15 protein-coding genes and 1 tRNA gene are annotated in these 15445 nt (G+C 64.3%); 9 read left to right on the top strand and 7 right to left on the bottom strand.

The window, feature by feature from the left end; all coding sequences use genetic code 11:
* Nucleotides 1–10 precede the first annotated feature (10 nt).
* Together ACTZWT_RS07310 and ACTZWT_RS07305 are read right to left on the bottom strand one after the other, a co-directional pair.
* Nucleotides 11–490 carry a hypothetical protein gene (locus ACTZWT_RS07310; RefSeq protein WP_444768997.1) on the bottom strand — a complete coding sequence of 160 codons (480 nt, stop codon included), beginning with the start codon at nt 488–490 and terminating at the stop codon, nt 11–13.
* 122 nt (nt 491–612) lie between these two features.
* A complete protein-coding gene (locus ACTZWT_RS07305) occupies nt 613–1284 on the bottom strand; it encodes a site-2 protease family protein (protein ID WP_444768996.1) in 672 nt (223 codons plus the stop codon).
* A gap of 226 nt (nt 1285–1510) precedes the next feature.
* Between ACTZWT_RS07305 and ACTZWT_RS07300 the strand changes: the two genes are divergently transcribed.
* Together ACTZWT_RS07300 and ACTZWT_RS07295 are read left to right on the top strand one after the other, a co-directional pair.
* Entirely contained in the window at nt 1511–2674 is a 1164-nt protein-coding gene (locus ACTZWT_RS07300) for a S1C family serine protease (RefSeq protein WP_444768995.1), read from the top strand.
* 160 nt (nt 2675–2834) lie between these two features.
* Nucleotides 2835–4847, top strand: a complete 2013-nt coding sequence (locus ACTZWT_RS07295) for a methyl-accepting chemotaxis protein (RefSeq protein ID WP_444768994.1) — start codon at nt 2835–2837, stop codon at nt 4845–4847.
* 14 nt (nt 4848–4861) lie between these two features.
* Here the strand turns inward: ACTZWT_RS07295 and ACTZWT_RS07290 are convergent, their stop codons facing one another.
* A complete protein-coding gene (locus tag ACTZWT_RS07290) occupies nt 4862–5269 on the bottom strand; it encodes a DUF2177 family protein (RefSeq protein WP_444768993.1) in 408 nt (135 codons plus the stop codon).
* A 144-nt stretch (nt 5270–5413) separates the two neighbouring features.
* Between ACTZWT_RS07290 and ACTZWT_RS07285 the strand changes: the two genes are divergently transcribed.
* Nucleotides 5414–5626 (top strand): hypothetical protein, encoded by a 213-nt coding sequence (locus tag ACTZWT_RS07285; protein WP_011503608.1) that lies wholly within the window; start codon nt 5414–5416, stop codon nt 5624–5626.
* Between the two features lie 185 nt (nt 5627–5811).
* On the opposite strand, the gene ACTZWT_RS07280 is transcribed toward ACTZWT_RS07285, so the two are convergent.
* The 4 genes from ACTZWT_RS07280 to ACTZWT_RS07265 all read right to left on the bottom strand — a co-directional run bounded on the left by ACTZWT_RS07280 (nt 5812) and on the right by ACTZWT_RS07265 (nt 10320).
* Nucleotides 5812–6663: a transglutaminase-like domain-containing protein gene (locus tag ACTZWT_RS07280; RefSeq protein WP_444768992.1), complete on the bottom strand. Its 852-nt coding sequence runs from the start codon at nt 6661–6663 to the stop codon at nt 5812–5814.
* Between the two features lie 153 nt (nt 6664–6816).
* A complete protein-coding gene (glgX, locus tag ACTZWT_RS07275; RefSeq protein WP_444768991.1) occupies nt 6817–9018 on the bottom strand; it encodes a glycogen debranching protein GlgX in 2202 nt (733 codons plus the stop codon).
* Nucleotides 9019–9238: 220 nt separating this feature from the next.
* Nucleotides 9239–9799 carry a DUF4142 domain-containing protein gene (locus tag ACTZWT_RS07270; protein WP_444768990.1) on the bottom strand — a complete coding sequence of 187 codons (561 nt, stop codon included), beginning with the start codon at nt 9797–9799 and terminating at the stop codon, nt 9239–9241.
* Nucleotides 9800–9810: 11 nt separating this feature from the next.
* Nucleotides 9811–10320, bottom strand: coding sequence for a YciE/YciF ferroxidase family protein (locus ACTZWT_RS07265; RefSeq protein WP_444768989.1), 510 nt, complete (start codon nt 10318–10320; stop codon nt 9811–9813).
* A gap of 252 nt (nt 10321–10572) precedes the next feature.
* On the opposite strand from ACTZWT_RS07265, the gene ACTZWT_RS07260 reads away from it, so the two are divergent.
* From ACTZWT_RS07260 to phnE, 6 genes are all read left to right on the top strand, one after another.
* Nucleotides 10573–10646: transfer RNA gene (locus tag ACTZWT_RS07260), tRNA-Gly, on the top strand.
* A gap of 93 nt (nt 10647–10739) precedes the next feature.
* Nucleotides 10740–11495: an arsenical resistance protein ArsH gene (gene arsH, locus ACTZWT_RS07255; protein ID WP_444768988.1), complete on the top strand. Its 756-nt coding sequence runs from the start codon at nt 10740–10742 to the stop codon at nt 11493–11495.
* Nucleotides 11492–12577 carry an ArsO family NAD(P)H-dependent flavin-containing monooxygenase gene (locus ACTZWT_RS07250; protein ID WP_444768987.1) on the top strand — a complete coding sequence of 362 codons (1086 nt, stop codon included), beginning with the start codon at nt 11492–11494 and terminating at the stop codon, nt 12575–12577. Before arsH ends, ACTZWT_RS07250 begins: the two co-directional genes overlap by 4 nt.
* 390 nt (nt 12578–12967) lie before the next feature.
* Nucleotides 12968–13741: a phosphonate ABC transporter ATP-binding protein gene (phnC, locus tag ACTZWT_RS07245; protein ID WP_444768986.1), complete on the top strand. Its 774-nt coding sequence runs from the start codon at nt 12968–12970 to the stop codon at nt 13739–13741.
* 22 nt (nt 13742–13763) lie between these two features.
* Nucleotides 13764–14633 carry a phosphate/phosphite/phosphonate ABC transporter substrate-binding protein gene (gene phnD, locus ACTZWT_RS07240; protein ID WP_444768985.1) on the top strand — a complete coding sequence of 290 codons (870 nt, stop codon included), beginning with the start codon at nt 13764–13766 and terminating at the stop codon, nt 14631–14633.
* Nucleotides 14634–14646: 13 nt separating this feature from the next.
* A complete protein-coding gene (gene phnE, locus ACTZWT_RS07235) occupies nt 14647–15441 on the top strand; it encodes a phosphonate ABC transporter, permease protein PhnE (protein ID WP_444768984.1) in 795 nt (264 codons plus the stop codon).
* Nucleotides 15442–15445: the final 4 nt, after the last annotated feature.

The following is a 15445-nucleotide window of genomic DNA, read 5'->3' as shown; positions in this document are numbered from 1 at the left end:
TGCGCTCGCCTCAGATCTTCTGGCCGCCCGGCCCGACGCCGACCGTGACGGTGATGCGCTGGACCTGGATGCGGCCCTCGGGGAATTTGACTTCGAGCGTCACCGTGTCGGTGCCGGTGAAGTCGGCCTTGCTCTGGTAGAAGGCGACGAAGCCCGGCACTTCCAGCGCCAGGCATTGCTTGTAGTTTGTGGCGCTGATTTTGCCGCGCTTGATCTTCACCGTGCCGTTGCCGGGCGGGCTGACCAGGCGGATCGAGGGCAGCGGGCCCGAGCTGCAATCCGGCTGGACATTGAGATAGACCCCGACCCGCACCGGCTTGCCGGCGGCGGCGCGCGCGCTGCGTTCGACCGTGGCGGCGGACGGGGCAGCAGGAGAAGGCGCCGCCGACTGGGCGGAGACTGCGGTCAGCATGGCCGTCAATGTGAATGCGGTCAGCGCGGCGACAGCGCTCCTATGCCGCCGCCTCGGTCCGTCGATCGTCGGCTCCATCGGTCGCTCGCTGTCGTCGTTGCCGGCGACAGCTTGCCGTAGTCCGGCGACGGTTCAACGACAGTCGCGGAGGTCGCGCGGAAGTCGCGCGCGGTTCGGCGTGGACGGCGGAGTCACGCACCTCAGGCGTTACCGGTCAGGCGCAGGATCGCCTCGACGACGTAGCGGCTGGATTGCGCGATCCACTGCGTCGCGCCACCGAGGCCGGCGAGCGGCATCAGGAAGACCAGTCCGATCAGGATCAGCATACCGTAGGGCTCGAGCCGCGCCAGCGGCCGCCCCAGGAACCGTGGCAGCACGCCGACGGCGATCCGGCCGCCGTCGAGCGGCGGGATCGGGATCAGGTTGAAGATCGCCAGTACGACGTTGATCAGAATTGCATTGGCGAGATTTCGCATCAGCCATTCGCCGGCTTCCCCGGGCATGTCGATCAGGCGGATGGCGATCGCGGCGATCAGCGCCAGCAGGAGATTGATTGCCGGCCCCGCGGCCGCCACCAGGATCATGTCGCGCCGCGGATGCCGCAGTCCGCGGAAATTCACCGGGACCGGCTTGGCGTAGCCGAACAGGAACGGCGACTGGATCGCCAGCAGCAGCAACGGCAGCAGGATCGTACCGAACGGATCGATGTGCTTGATCGGATTGAGCGTGACGCGGCCGAGCATCCATGCGGTGTCGTCGCCGCACGCCCGGGCCACGTAAGCGTGCGCCGCCTCGTGAAAGGTGATCGCGATGACGAGCGGCAGCGCCCACACCGAGATCACCAGCATCATGGTGGAAAGAGGGTCAGACATCGATCGTCCTGCTGGCGTCGGCGCCATCCGCCGATCTGGTTCCGATATAGAAGCCTGATTCCTTCTGCGCCAGCGGCGCGCCGGCGGCCGTAGCTTTCATGGCCGCGAATTCATCTTGGTTGTGATGGCGGTCGCTCCGGTGGAACCGTCGCTCACCGCAGCGCATTAAGGAGCGGAACTCCCCGGAACCGAGTCCCGTTCCGACGGGATGCAAGGACCGTGACCAATGCCCTCATCTGTCCCGCCGACAGCGCCCAGGCCCGATCCGCAACTTCGCCGGGCCCAGCGTACCGATCTGCTGCTCCGGATCGCCGTGATCTGGCTCCTGCTGCTGGCGACCGCCTGGGTCGCCCAGCCTTATCTCGCTTCACTATGGTTCTCGGTGTCCGGCCCGCGCACCGTCACTGCCCGTGGCGAACTTGCGCCGGCGGAAACTTCGACCATCGAGCTGTTCAAGCGGGTGTCGCCTTCGGTGGTGCACGTGTTCGCCCAGTCGAGCCGGCGTTCGCCGTCGCTGTTCGAGCAGCAGCAGGGCGGCGTGCAGTCCGGCTCCGGCGTGATCTGGGATGCCGCCGGCCACGTCATCACCAACAATCACGTCATCCAGGGCGCCAGCGCCCTCGGCGCAAGGCTGTCGACCGGTGAATTCGTCACCGCGCGGGTCGTCGGCACCGCGCCGAACTACGACCTCGCGGTGCTGCAGCTCGAGCGGCCGCGCGCGGCGCTGCGCCCGATCGCGATCGGCAGTTCGTCGGACTTGCAGGTCGGACAGTCGGCCTTCGCGATCGGCAGTCCGTACGGTCTCGAGCAGACGCTGACCACCGGCATCGTCAGCGCGCTGCAGCGGCGGCTGCCGACCGCGGCCGCGCATGAAGTCAGCGGCGTGATCCAGACCGATGCGGCCATCAACCCCGGCAATTCCGGCGGCCCCTTGCTCGACAGCGCCGGCCGCTTGATCGGCTTGAACACCGCGATCATTTCCGGATCAGGCGCATCGGCGGGCATCGGCTTCGCGATCCCGGTCGACTCGGTCAATCGTATCGCCACCGCGCTGATCAAGACCGGCACCGTGCCGGTGCCCGGCATCGGCATCATCGCCGCCGACGAGAACGAGGCCGCCCGGCTCGGCATCGACGGCGTCGTCGTCGTGCGGACGCTGCCGGACTCTCCGGCGGCGCGTGCAGGACTCACCGGCGCCAGCGAAACCGGCATGGTCGAGGATGTCATCGTCGGCGCCAACGGACAGGAGATTCACAGCATGTCGGACCTCGCCGGAATGCTCGAACGAGTCGGCATCGGCAACGAGATCAAGCTGCAGGTGATCCGCGACGGCCGCGCGCGCACCGTCAACGTCCAGGTCACCGATATCGCCCGATTGCGGCGCAGCTAGCGGGCCGCCGGCCTCGGGGCCGAAGGGTAGTGCGGATCGAGAGTCGTCCGATCAAGGGCCGGGCCTTGAACCTTCGACGACCCGTAGTACTACCAGTTTCAGCGTTAACGAGCTCCTCAGAGCTCAGCCGTATGTTTTGCGACATCAAAGGATGGTCGCAATGCTCAAGCTCAATCGAATCGGAAACAAACTCGGAATCGCCGGCCTCATCGGCATATCGTTGGCGATTGGCATGGTGGTCAACCAGTCCATCACCGAATCGAAGGTGAATGAAGCGACGCGGCTCGCGGATATCGAGGCGCATGTTTCCGAGAAGGCGCTGATCGCCGAATCCGAAATGCGCAACATGCAACTCGCGGTGCGCGGCGTCCGGCTGTCGCGGTCGCTCAAGGAGCTCGAGCAGCGCACGAACCAGTTCAATGATGCCCGGATCGCGCAGGGCAAACTGCTCGATGCGGCGATCTCGCTCGCAATCTCGGCGCCGGAGAGGGAAAAGTTCTCTGAAATCAAGAAGATGGCCATCGAATACGCCGTCGGCGCCGGCGAGCAGGCCGATCAGCATCGCCGAGGCCTCGAACTCAACCTCAAGCGAGCGACGATAGCCGGCGAGTGGGACAAGAAGGTCGAGGCGCTGGAAGCGGCGCTCGCCGACAGTCCGCCGGTCGCGAGCCTGCGGGCTGCCGACGGGGATTTCGCCGGAATCCGCTCGATCGGCTGGAAGTACTTCGTGGTCGAGGACAAGGACTACAAAGCCAAGATGGACAGCAAGGTTTCGGCAACTGCCGAGGCGCTGAAACGCGCCGGCGCACAGGCGCCGGACGCCACCACCAAGGTTGCGCTGCGCGACCTCGAAGCCATGCTGGCGACCTATGCGAAGACCACGACGGAAGCATTCGCCGCCGATACGTTGAAGAACAGCATCAGCCGTGAGCGCACCGTCCCGATCGCCAACAAGGCCGCCATCATGCTGCGTGGCGCGGTGGAGAAATCACAGCAATCCGTGCTCGATGCCAAGGCGAAAACGGCTGCAGAGATCGCCTGGTCCGGCCGGGTCAATTTTGCATTCGGCGCAGCGATCATTCTGGTGTTGATCGGCTCGGCGATCTTCTCGTTCCTCGGCGTGGCGCGGCCGCTGACGCGGTTGAACGGCGCCCTCGGCCAGATCGCTGCGGGGCGGCTGGACGTGAAGATCGTCGGCGCCGAACGCGGTGACGAGATCGGTGATATCGGCAAGACGGTGGGCCTGATCCAGGCCAATGCCGAACAGAAAGCCCGTGATGAAGCCGAGGCCAAGACCGCGCTCGATCGCGAGATCGCGATGAAGCGCAAGGCCGACATGATCCGGCTTGCCGACGAGTTCGAAGGGGCGATCGGCGAGATCGTCGACACGGTGTCGTCTGCCTCGGAAGAACTGGAAGCATCCGCCACGTCGTTGACGACGACCGCCGAACGGTCGCAGTCGCTCGCCACCACGGTGGCGTCGGCATCGGAGGAAGCCTCCACCAACGTACAGTCGGTGGCGTCGGCGACGGAGGAGATGAGTTCGTCGGTCAACGAGATCAGCCGCCAGGTCCAGGAGTCGGCGCGGATCGCGCAGGAGGCGGTCGACCAGGCCCGCCAGACCAACGACCGGGTCGAGGAACTGGCTCAGGCGGCGGCACGGATTGGCGATGTGGTCGAACTGATCAACACCATTGCCGGACAGACCAACCTGCTGGCGCTCAACGCTACCATCGAGGCGGCTCGCGCCGGCGAGGCCGGCCGCGGCTTCGCGGTCGTCGCCAGCGAGGTCAAGGCGCTCGCCGAACAGACCGCCAAGGCGACCGGCGAAATCAGCCAGCAGATCAGCGGCATCCAGTCTGCGACCGAACAGTCGGTCGCCGCCATCAAGGAAATCGGTGGGACGATCGGCAGGATGTCGGAGATTTCCTCGACCATCGCCTCGGCTGTCGAGGAGCAGGGCGCGGCGACGCAGGAGATCTCACGCAACGTTCAGCAGGCCGCCTACGGCACCCAGCAAGTGTCGGCGAACATCACCGACGTGCAGCGCGGTGCGACGGAAACCGGAGCGGCGTCGTCGCAGGTGCTGCACGCGGCTCAATCGCTGTCCAGCGACAGCAGCCGGCTGAAGCTCGAGGTCGAGAAGTTTCTCGGAACGGTGCGCGCCGCATAGCGCGCGGCGCGCGGTCAACCGACCCTGGACAGCGTCCACTGCGCCAGCAGGCCGCCGAGCGCGCCTGCTGCTGCAGTGAGGAGCGATCCCCACACGATATCGGTGCCGACCAGCGCCCAATCCCACTGCCGCAGGATGGCCATGTTGGTGAGCTCGTAGGTCGCGTAGCAGAACAGCCCGAACAGCGCGCCGTAAAGCGCGTTGTGCTGCCAGTCGCCCGGCGCGGCGCCATTGACGAAGACCACGATGCCTGCGGCGTAGAGCAGATAGAACGCAATTGCCGGCGCGACGCGCGGGGTGCTCAGCATCAGTTCGCCGATGTGCTGCTCGAACATCTTCTTGCCGACGCTGCCGAGGAACAGAAAGTCCAGCGGTAACAGCACGACGAGAGTGGCGAAGTAGACGATCGCGTGGCGCTTCATATCGATCTCCGGTGAAGGTTCCGGGCTCAACGGCGCCGATGCGTCCCGGTTCCTCGGCGAAACCGGATCGACCTGCTAGCCGGAACGAACTGCTGCGGCGGTGATTGTCGACACAAACCGCGATCGTTCACGAAGGAGGCGCACATGGGCAAGGCTTACTACGACATCATCGGCAGCGACGACAATTGGGGCATCCGGCACGACGACGACCCGACCGGCGAGTATGCCAGCAAGGAGGCGGCGTTCGAGGCGGCTGTCGCCGCGGCATCCAACGCGATCAAATTCGGCCACGAAGTCCGGATCACCGTGCCGGGCCAGGACGGATCGGGCAACGCGCTGGGGACGGTCAGCAACTGATCAGGCGAAGGATGGATCCGTCCGGGCCCCTCCCGGATGTTCTGCGATCGGCCCGGGCTCGTCCCGGGCGCTTTCGTCTGCATCCACAGCATCTTCGTCAACAGGAATGCTTGGCGTAAGAATGCCCGGCGCAAGGGCCGGGCATTGGGACTTTTCCCGCCACAGTATCTACTGTCGAAACTCGTCTACGCGACCTTCGACAGCGCCGCCTGCTGTTCGGCAGCCGGCTGTTCGGTGACCTCGTGCGTGATCACCTCGAACTGCACCAGTTGCGCGGTGCCGAACGACGTCGAGATCGCCACGTCGGCGGCGTCGCGCCCACGGGCGATGACGATGCGGCCGATCCGCGGATGATTGTGGCGGGCATCGAAGGTATACCAGCGGCCGTCGAGATAGACCTCGAACCACGCCGAGAAATCCATCGGCGCCGGATCGATCGGCACGCCGATGTCGCCGAGATAGCCGGTGCAGTAGCGCGCCGGAATATTCATGCAGCGGCACAGCGCGACTGCGAGGTGCGCGAAGTCGCGGCATACCCCGATCCGCTCGGAATGCCCCTCCGACGCGGTGCGGTCGTTGCGGGCGTAGTGATATCCGAACTCGATCTGATTGTGGGTGTAGTCGACGATCGCCTGAACCCGCTCCCACCCCGAGGTGATGCCGCCGAACAGCGACCAGGCGAGGTTCGACAGCTTGTCGGTGTCGCAATAGCGACTGCCGAGCAGATAGATCAGTGCCTCGTCCGGCAGTTCGGCGATCGGCAGTTGCCGCGCGCCCGGCGCCGTTTCGTCGGGCAGGCCGGAATCCTCGATCAGAAAATCATTGCTGATGTCGATGCGGCCGGCCGGCGCGACGATGCGCGTGCAGATATTGCCGAACATGTCGACGAAGTCGCGCGCCGGAACCTCCGGCGCGAACCGGATCCTGTGTTCGCCGATGATGTGCTGCTGCCGGGACGGATGAACGCTGAGCAGCAGGTTCATCGGGGTTTCCTGGAAGCACTGGAAGGCGATGTTGTAGCCCGCTCGAATCTTCACCGCTGTCTCCGTCGCTCGCGTGCGCGTCGCTCTTGCGCATCAATGTATGTGTCATCGACAATGACGGGACGTTCAGTGGGTTCCCCCTTAACCGACTGAACACCTGCGCAAATTTGCGGCAGAGGTGATCCATTGCGAGGCGGTGGATGAAAACTACTCCACCAGACCGAAGAGCAGCACCGAACGTGCTGTGACCTGATAGATCGAGCCGCACGCGAACTGTTCCTCGTCCGCGCCGTCGGGCATGTTGGTGTCGAGCAGCAGCGACCATTTCGAGCCGTGCGGAACTTCGGGCAGGGTGAAGTCGACCACGCCGTCGAAAGCGTTGGTGATCAGCAGCACGGTGTCGTCTTCGGCGTGCCGCCGAATGCCGGTCTTCCGGGCGCGGCCGTCGAGCAGCATGCCGAAGCACTTCACATTGCCGTCTTCCCAATGCTCGTTCTGCATTGGGCCGCCATTGGCGTTGATCCAGGTGACGTCGCAGACGTCGAGCTCCTCGTCGTATTGGCCCTGCAGGAATCGGCTGCGGCGCAGCGTCGGGCAGTTCCGCCGAAGTTCGATCAGCCGCCTGCTGAAGCCGAGCAGGTCCTGCGCGGCGCCGTCATGGTCCCAATGCACCCAGGAGATCTCGTTATCCTGGCAATAGGCATTGTTGTTGCCCTGCTGGGTCCGGCCGAATTCGTCACCGGCGAGCAACATCGGCGTGCCCTGCGCCAACAGCAACGTCGCCAGCATGTTGCGCTTCTGGCGCTCGCGCAGCGCGAGGATCTCTTCGTCCTCGGTCGGTCCCTCCGCGCCGCAATTCCACGATCGGTTGTCGGAATGGCCGTCCTTGTTGTCCTCGCCATTGGCGATGTTGTGCTTCTCGTTGTAGCTGGCCCAGTCGTTGAGCGTGAAGCCGTCATGCGCCGTGATGAAGTTGACGCTGGCCCACGCCCGGCGGCCCTGGCGATTGAAGACGTCCCCGGAGGCGGCGAGACGTGGCGCGAGGGCCGACACCGAAGCGTCGCCGCGCCAGTAGTCGCGAATCGTATCACGGAACTTGTCGTTCCATTCCGCCCAGCCCGGTGGAAATCCGCCGACCTGATAGCCGCCTGGTCCGCAATCCCACGGTTCAGCGATGAGTTTCACCGAGCTCAGCATCGGGTCCTGATTGACCGCCTTGAGGAACCCGCTCTGTTCGTCGAAGCCGTGAACCTCGCGGGCGAGGATGGTGCCGAGATCGAAGCGGAAACCGTCGATGTGCATCTCGCCGGCCCAGTAGCGAAGCGAGTCGGTGACCATCTGGATCACGCGCGGATGCGTGAGATTGACCGTGTTTCCGGTGCCGGTGTCGTTGATGTAATAGCGCTTCTGCTCCGGCAGCAGGCGGTAGTAGCTGGCGTTGTCGATGCCCTTGAAGGACAGCGTCGGGCCGAGTTCGTTGCCCTCGGCGGTGTGGTTGTAGACGACGTCGAGGATCACCGCGAGGCCGACATCGTGCAGCCGCGCCACCATCTCCTTGAATTCGCGCAGCGAGTTCGGAACATCCGCGGCATAACGCGGGTCGGGCGCGAAGAAGCCGATGGTGTTGTAACCCCAGTAGTTCACCAGCTTCTTGTCGAGCAGATAGCTGTCGTTGACGAAGGTGTGGATCGGCAGCAGCTCGACGGCGGTGACGCCGAGCGCGGCGATGTAGTCCACCACCGGCTGGCTGCCGAAGCCGGCATAGGTGCCGCGCAGCTCTTCGGGCACCTGCGGGTGCAGCTTGGTGAAGCCCTTGACGTGGGTTTCGTAGACGATGGTCTGGTCCCACGGCACGAATTTGCGGCCGGGTTCGCCCTTCCAGTCGAAACCGGGATCGACGACGACGCATTTCGGCACGAATGCCGCGGAGTCGCGTTCGTCGAACGTGGTGTCGTCGCCGGTTTCCATCTGATAGCCGAACACCGCCGGGTCCCATTTCAGCTCGCCGGCGTGGGCGCGCGCGTAAGGGTCGAGCAGCAGCTTGTTCGGATTGAAGCGGTGGCCGTTCTCCGGCTCGTAGGGGCCGTAAACGCGATAGCCGTAGAACGTGCCGGGGCCGATATCAGGGATGTAGCCGTGGAAGACTTCGTCGGTGTACTCGGGCAACTCGATCCGGCGCTCGGTGTCGCCGTCGAACAGGCATACCTCGACCTTGGTGGCGTTGGCGGAGAACAGCGCAAAGTTGGTGCCTTCGCCGTCCCAGCAGGCGCCGAGGGGGTAGGGCAGGCCTTCCCGGACGTTGCTGGTGTCGGTGATGAGTTTGTAGGCCGGCGTGGGCTTCGGCGGTTGTTTCGCTTCGGCGGCCGCTCCAGTGGCCGGCGGCGGATCGAGAATATCGGTACCGGTCATCGTCGTGCCTCTGGTTGAAACCGCGTCGCGCAGGCGGCACGCGACATCGACGATGCCGATTGATCTGTCATGATATCGTCCCCCATTCTGTCGAACGCGATAATGCCGCAGCCCGCCTTCGGTTCCCTGACTAAGGGGCGGAATGTCTGCGCGGATCCGAGACAGCAAACGGCCCGGCGCCGCGTCGCGGTCCGGGCCGTTGATCGAGAATGCGCGTGGCTTACTTGTTGGATTTCGAGGTGGTCGTGCTGTGCTGCTTCTCGAGATTCTGCGCCATGTCGAGATGGTGCTTGAGCGCGGGCAGGGTCTGGCCGGCCCAATTCTTCAGTTCGGCGTTCTCGCCGCCGCGCGCATAGCGGTCGAACAGCGAGACGGCGTCCTTGTGGGCGCTGACCTGCTGATCGATGAAGGTCTCGCTGAACTCGGCGCCGGTGGCGGTCTTCAGCTTCTCCAGTTTGCTCTGATGGGCGTCGTCGAGCGCGGTCGGCAACTGGGCCGTGACCTTCCCGCCCGACACCAGCGACTTCAACTCGTTGCTGGTCTTGGTGTGGTCGGCGACCATCTGCTTGGCGAAGGCCTTCTCCGCGGCGTTGCCCTTGGCTTCTGCCAGCTTGTTCGACTGGATTTCGAACATGTCGCTGATCGCCGCTTGCTTGACGAAGTCGGCGGTGGACGGTGCGACGCCGAGGACGGAATTGACTCCGGTCTTCTCGGTGATCGATTGCGCCAGCGCCGGCGACACCAGCAACAGGCATCCCAGAATGATTGCAGTGCGTTTCATCGAATGTTCCTTCAGCTTGCGGCCTTGCGATTGACGCCCTTGCGGAGCGCCACGGTATTGAGCTTGGTATTGGCGGCCTTTTCTTCGTTCAGATTGGTGGTGAGGAACCGGACGATATCGTCGTGGCCGAGTTCCTCGGCCCATGCGATCAGGGTGCCGTAGCGCGCGATCTCGTAGTGTTCGACGGCCTGAGCATTGGCGACGATGGCCGCATCCAGCACGGCTTTGTCGGCGATCTCGCTGGACGTCGCGTTGGCCTCCTTGATCAGGCCGTCGATCGCCGGGCAGTCGGTGCCCGACGGCGTCTCGCCGAGTTTCTTGAACACCTGATCAAGTCGCTCGATCTGCTTGCGAGTCTCTTCGAGATGCGCCTTGAGGCCCTGCGACAGATCGCGGTTGGTGGCCTGTTCGATCATCGTCGGCAGTGCCTTGGTGATCTGCTGTTCGGCATAATAGATGTCGCGAAGTCCATGCACGAGCATGTCCTCCATCGTCTGGATGTCCTTGGTGAACAGACCCATCGTCGCCTCCTGTTGTGAATTTCAGGGAGTGGTTTCCTGCACAACTGGAACGGGACATTTCGGTTCCTGGCCATCCGCTGACGGCGGGAGCCGGCTCAGCAATTGAGGGTCGCAATCGCGTTCGCGCAGGACGCCGGGTCTGCCGTGGTGGGCGGGCGGCGCGGCCGGGCTGCGGATCGACGGCTCTTCGGCCGAAGCGATCCGGCGGTGGGTGTTGAGACCGGCCGGCGAGCATGTTAGGGAACGGCCAGCGCGGGTGTAGCTCAATGGTAGAGCAGCAGCCTTCCAAGCTGAATACGAGGGTTCGATTCCCTTCACCCGCTCCAATGATTTCAATGGCTTATCGGATTATTGGATTTCCAGCCGAACCCACGCTGGCCTAGTCGCGTTTCGGCGTGAGGACCCCATAAAGGCCCATCATGCGTCTACGGACACTACCTGATCCGGACCACCTGCCGGCTCTCGATCGGCGTTTCATCCATGAGCGGCCCGCGATCGATCTCGGACCGGACGGCCGCAAGCCGCGGATCCTGATGCTTTACGGGTCGTTGCGGCTACGCTCGTTCTCGCGGTTGGCTACCGAGGAGGCCGCTCGATTGCTCCGCCTGTTCGGCGCCGAGGTCCGCATCTTCGATCCCTCGGACATGCCGTTCCCGGACCAGATCCCCGGTGACGACCATCCCGCGATCCACGAATTGCGCGAGCACGCGATGTGGTCCGAGGGAATGGTCTGGTGCAGCCCCGAGCGGCACGGCACGGTCACGGGTTTGATGAAGGCGCAGATCGACAACCTGCCGCTCAACATGGGCGGGATGCGCCCGACCCAGGGGCGCACGCTCGCCGTGATGCAGGTGTCGGGCGGCTCGCAGAGCTTCAATGCAGTGAACACGCTTCGGCTGCTGGGCCGATGGATGCGGATGATCACGATCCCCAATCAGTCGAGCGTCGCCATGGCCTATCAGGAGTTCGACGATGCCGGGAGAATGAAGCCCTCGGGCTACTACGATCGCATCGTCGACCTGATGGAGGAGTTGGTCCGCTTCACGATCCTCACTCGCCCCCACGCGACGCGTCTCGTCGACCGCTACTCGGAACGCAAGGCGAGCGGAAAAGCCTTGGACCCGGCAAACGACCTTTCGGCGATCGCAATCGCTCCGCAGACGCGTTCCCGATGAGCCGCGCCGATCATGATGTCGTCGTGATCGGAGGCGGGCAGGCGGGTCTTGCCGTGGCCTATTATCTCCGCCGCGCCGAGATCGATTTCGTCGTGCTGAATGCCGATGACCGTCCCGGCGGCGCCTGGCTTCACACTTGGGAGTCCCTGCGCCTGTTCTCACCTGCAGGCTACAGTTCGCTTCCCGGCTGGCCGATGCCATCGAGCCGGACTGCAGGATTCCCGACACGCGATGAAGTGATCGACTATCTGACGCGCTACGAGGAACGCTATCGGCTTCCGATCGAGCGGCCCTGCGATGTCCGATCCGTGGAACGCGATGGCGAACTGCTGCGTCTCGAGTTCGAGGATCGACGCAGCATCACGGCGCGTGCAGTCGTCAGTGCCACTGGCACCTGGCGCGCACCTTACATTCCAGCCTATGCCGACCGCGACCGCTTTCGCGGCGTTCAGCTGCACTCGGCGGACTACCAAAACCCCGATCCGTTTGTGGGTAAGCGAGTGCTGATCGTGGGCGGCGGCAACTCCGGTGCGCAAATTCTCGCGGAGGTCAGCGAGGGGGCCGAGACGGTCTGGGTCACCCGCAAGGATCCGGTTTTTCTGCCCGATGATGTCGACGGCCGCGTTTTGTTCGAGCGCGCGAGCGCAAGGGTGCCGGGAGACTTCGACCCGGCTGCCAACACCACGCTGGGCGACATCGTCATGGTGCCTCCTGTGAAAGCGGCGAGAGATCGGGGCGTTCTCAATGCGGTCCGACCGTTCGAGCGCTTCACGGAGAGCGGCGTGGTTTGGCGGGATGGAAGTGAGAGTCGGCACGACGCCGTGCTGTGGTGCACGGGCTTTCGACCTGCGACCGATCACCTGCGCTCGCTTGGCGTCGTCGAATCCGATGGACGCATCGAGGTCGTTGATCAGCGGTCTGTCAAGGAGCCCCGGCTTTGGCTGGCGGGCTATGGAAACTGGACGGGTGCCGCCTCCGCGACGCTGATCGGGGCAGGGCGCACGGCGCGCGAACTGGTCCCACGGATCAGCGCTGCTCTTGCCGAAGCCAAGTCTTCCCCGGACCTCGACGGACGAACTTGAGCGACGTCGAACCATTTGAATGAGGATTGTACGGCGCGTGACGATGGAAGTCGTCGCTGCTGATCGAGAGTGAATGCGTCGCGCCGAACGCTACAGTTGGCTGCAGGCTAGATGCCTTACGCGATATCGGAAGCGAAGCCAGTGAGTCGCCCAGGTTGTAAGTGATCTTGCCGGCGGCACGATGAGCTCGATGGATACGGCTGCATTCCCTCGGGCGTGCGGGTCGACGACGCGATTCCGCGGCAAGACGAGTCGTAACAAGACTTTCGATCGATGCGACGGTCGCGATGTCATTTCCTTGTAGCAAAGCCCCCGTATGAAGATGCCGAACGAAGCGCATGAATGTTCGGTTTTATCGAACAGCGCGCGGTGTCGGATCGGTGAGGCTCCATGCTGTCCAGTCGCGAAATCTGCGTCACCTATGCCAACGGCGTGGTCGCGCTCGAGCCGACCACGCTATCGTTCGAGCGCGGCAGCTTCGTCGTGTTGTTGGGCAGTTCGGGTGCTGGCAAGTCGACGTTGCTCAGGGCGCTGAACGGGCTTGTCCGTCCCCGCTCGGGCGATGTCCTCGGCAGTGACGGCAAATCCATTTTCGCCAGCGCTGCGGCGCTGCGCTCGCATCGGCGTCGCACCGCCATGGTGTTCCAGCAGCATCACCTCATCGGGCGCCTGAGTATTCTGAAGAATGTGCTGATGGGCCGATTGGCGCATCATTCGTCGCTGCGGTCCCTGCTGCCGTTGCCGAAGGCGGACCGGATGGTCGCACTCGAGGCACTGGATCGCGTCGGCTTGGCGGCGCGGGCGCTGGAGCGCGCCGACCAGATTTCCGGCGGCCAGCAGCAGCGAGTCGGTATCGCCCGCGCCATGGCGCAGAATCCGGATATCATTCTCGCCGACGAGCCTGTCGCCAGTCTCGACCCCGCCACGGCGTTTCAGGTGCTATCCGATCTTCACCGGATTTGCCGCGAGGACGGCATCACGACCGTGGTCAGCCTGCATCAGGTGGAGCTGGCCCGGCAGTTCGCGGATCGAATCTGTGCGCTGGTTCAGGGGCGGGTCGTGTTCGATGGCGCGCCCTCCGCCTTGAGCGACATCAAGCTCGACGCCATCTACGGCGCCTCGAATTCCTCGACGAACAGCTCCTTCGCGCTTGCCGCCGAATAACCCATCCAAACGGGAGAACATCATGAATCGCCGTCAGTTCCTGCTTGTCAGCACCGCCCTCGGCTTGTCCGCCCTGTCGACGCCGGTGCTGGCCGACAAGACCAACCCCGAAAAGCTGCGCGTTGCGCTGCTCCCCGATGAGAACGCCGCGACCCTGATCCAGAATGCGCAGCCGCTGAAGGCGTATCTCGAGCAGACCCTCGGCAAGCCGGTCGAGATCATTGTAACGACGGACTATTCGTCGATGATCGAGGCGATGCGTTTCGGTCGGATCGAGGTCGCGTATTTCGGGCCGTTCTCCTACGTGCTCGCCAAATCCAAGGCGCCGGAGATCGAGCCGTTCGCGGTCGGCGTGGAAAAGGGCAAGCCGAACTACAATTCCATCCTGATCGCGTCTGCCGATGGTCCGGTCAAGACGCTTGCGGACGTCAAGGGCAAGCCCTTCGCCTTCGGCGACCAGGCCTCGACCTCCAGCCATCTCGCCCCGCGCGCACATCTCGCCAAGGCGGGTCTGATCGGCGACAGGGACTACAAGGTGGTCCATCTGGGCAAGCACGACGCCGTGGCGAGGGCCGTGGCCGCGGGGCAGGTGCCGGCGGGTGCGCTCTCGGAACAGATCTACCGCGTGCTGGTCGAGAGCAACAAGATCGACGCCACGAAGCTCGTGCAGATCGGCCTTTCCGATCCGATACCGAACTATCCGATGACGCTTCAAGGATATCTGACGCCGGAGCTGAAGACGTCGATCCGCAATGCGTTCCTGAATCTCAAGGATCCGGCCATCCTGAAGCTGTTCCGCGTGGATGGACTCGCCCCGGCCACCGACAAGGATTACGACGTGCTGCGCGACATGGCCAAGATCCTGAATCTCGATATCGCCAAGCTCGGGTGAGGTGGTGACTCAAGTGGGGAGCTTCGAAGCCACGCTTGTCCGCGAAACACAGGCGGCGCGACGGGGTTGGTTGCTGCTCGGCGGCATCGTCGCGACGGTGGTCGTGGCGCTGGCTTCGACCGGTTTCTTCGACCCGCAGCGCTTTATCGAGGCGGGTCCGGCCTTTCGGCAACTCGCGGCCGAAATGATCCCGCCGGATTTCTCACGCTGGCAGAGTTGGCTGCGGCCGCTGGCGGATACGCTGGCGATGTCGATTGCCGGGACGGCGCTGGCGGTGTTGTTCTCACTGCCGCTCGCGCTGCTGGCGGCGCCCAACACCAGCCCCTACCGGGGCGTGGCTTTTCTCGTCAGGACGTTGCTGGCCTTGCTGCGTTCGGTGCCCGAAATCATTCTCGGCGTTCTGTTCGTGGCGGCGGTGGGTTTCGGGGCGCTTCCGGGCGTGCTGGCGCTGGCGCTCCATTCGGTCGGCATGGTGGGCAAGTTCTACGCCGAGGCGATCGAGCACGTCGATCCCAAGCCGCTGGAAGCAGCGCGGGCGGCCGGCGCCACGCCATTGCAGGTCATCACCCATGCGGTATTGCCGCAGGTGCTGCCGCAACTCACCGATGTGACGATCTACCGGTGGGAGTATCACTTTCGCGCCTCCGCCGTGCTCGGCATCGTCGGGGCGGGCGGCATCGGTTTCGAACTGATGGCCGCGCTACGCCTGCTCAACTACGATCAGGTCTCGGCCATTCTTCTCGCCATTTTGCTCTGTGTAGTCATCGTCGATTCGATCGGCGGCTGGCTCCGCAAGTCCCTGAAGTGATCCC

Origin of the sequence: Rhodopseudomonas sp. NSM, from assembly GCF_052445935.1 — a bacterium.
Lineage (GTDB): Bacteria > Pseudomonadota > Alphaproteobacteria > Rhizobiales > Xanthobacteraceae > Rhodopseudomonas.
Note: the sequence above shows the minus strand (reverse complement) of the source record. Positions and strands in the feature narration are given on the sequence as shown.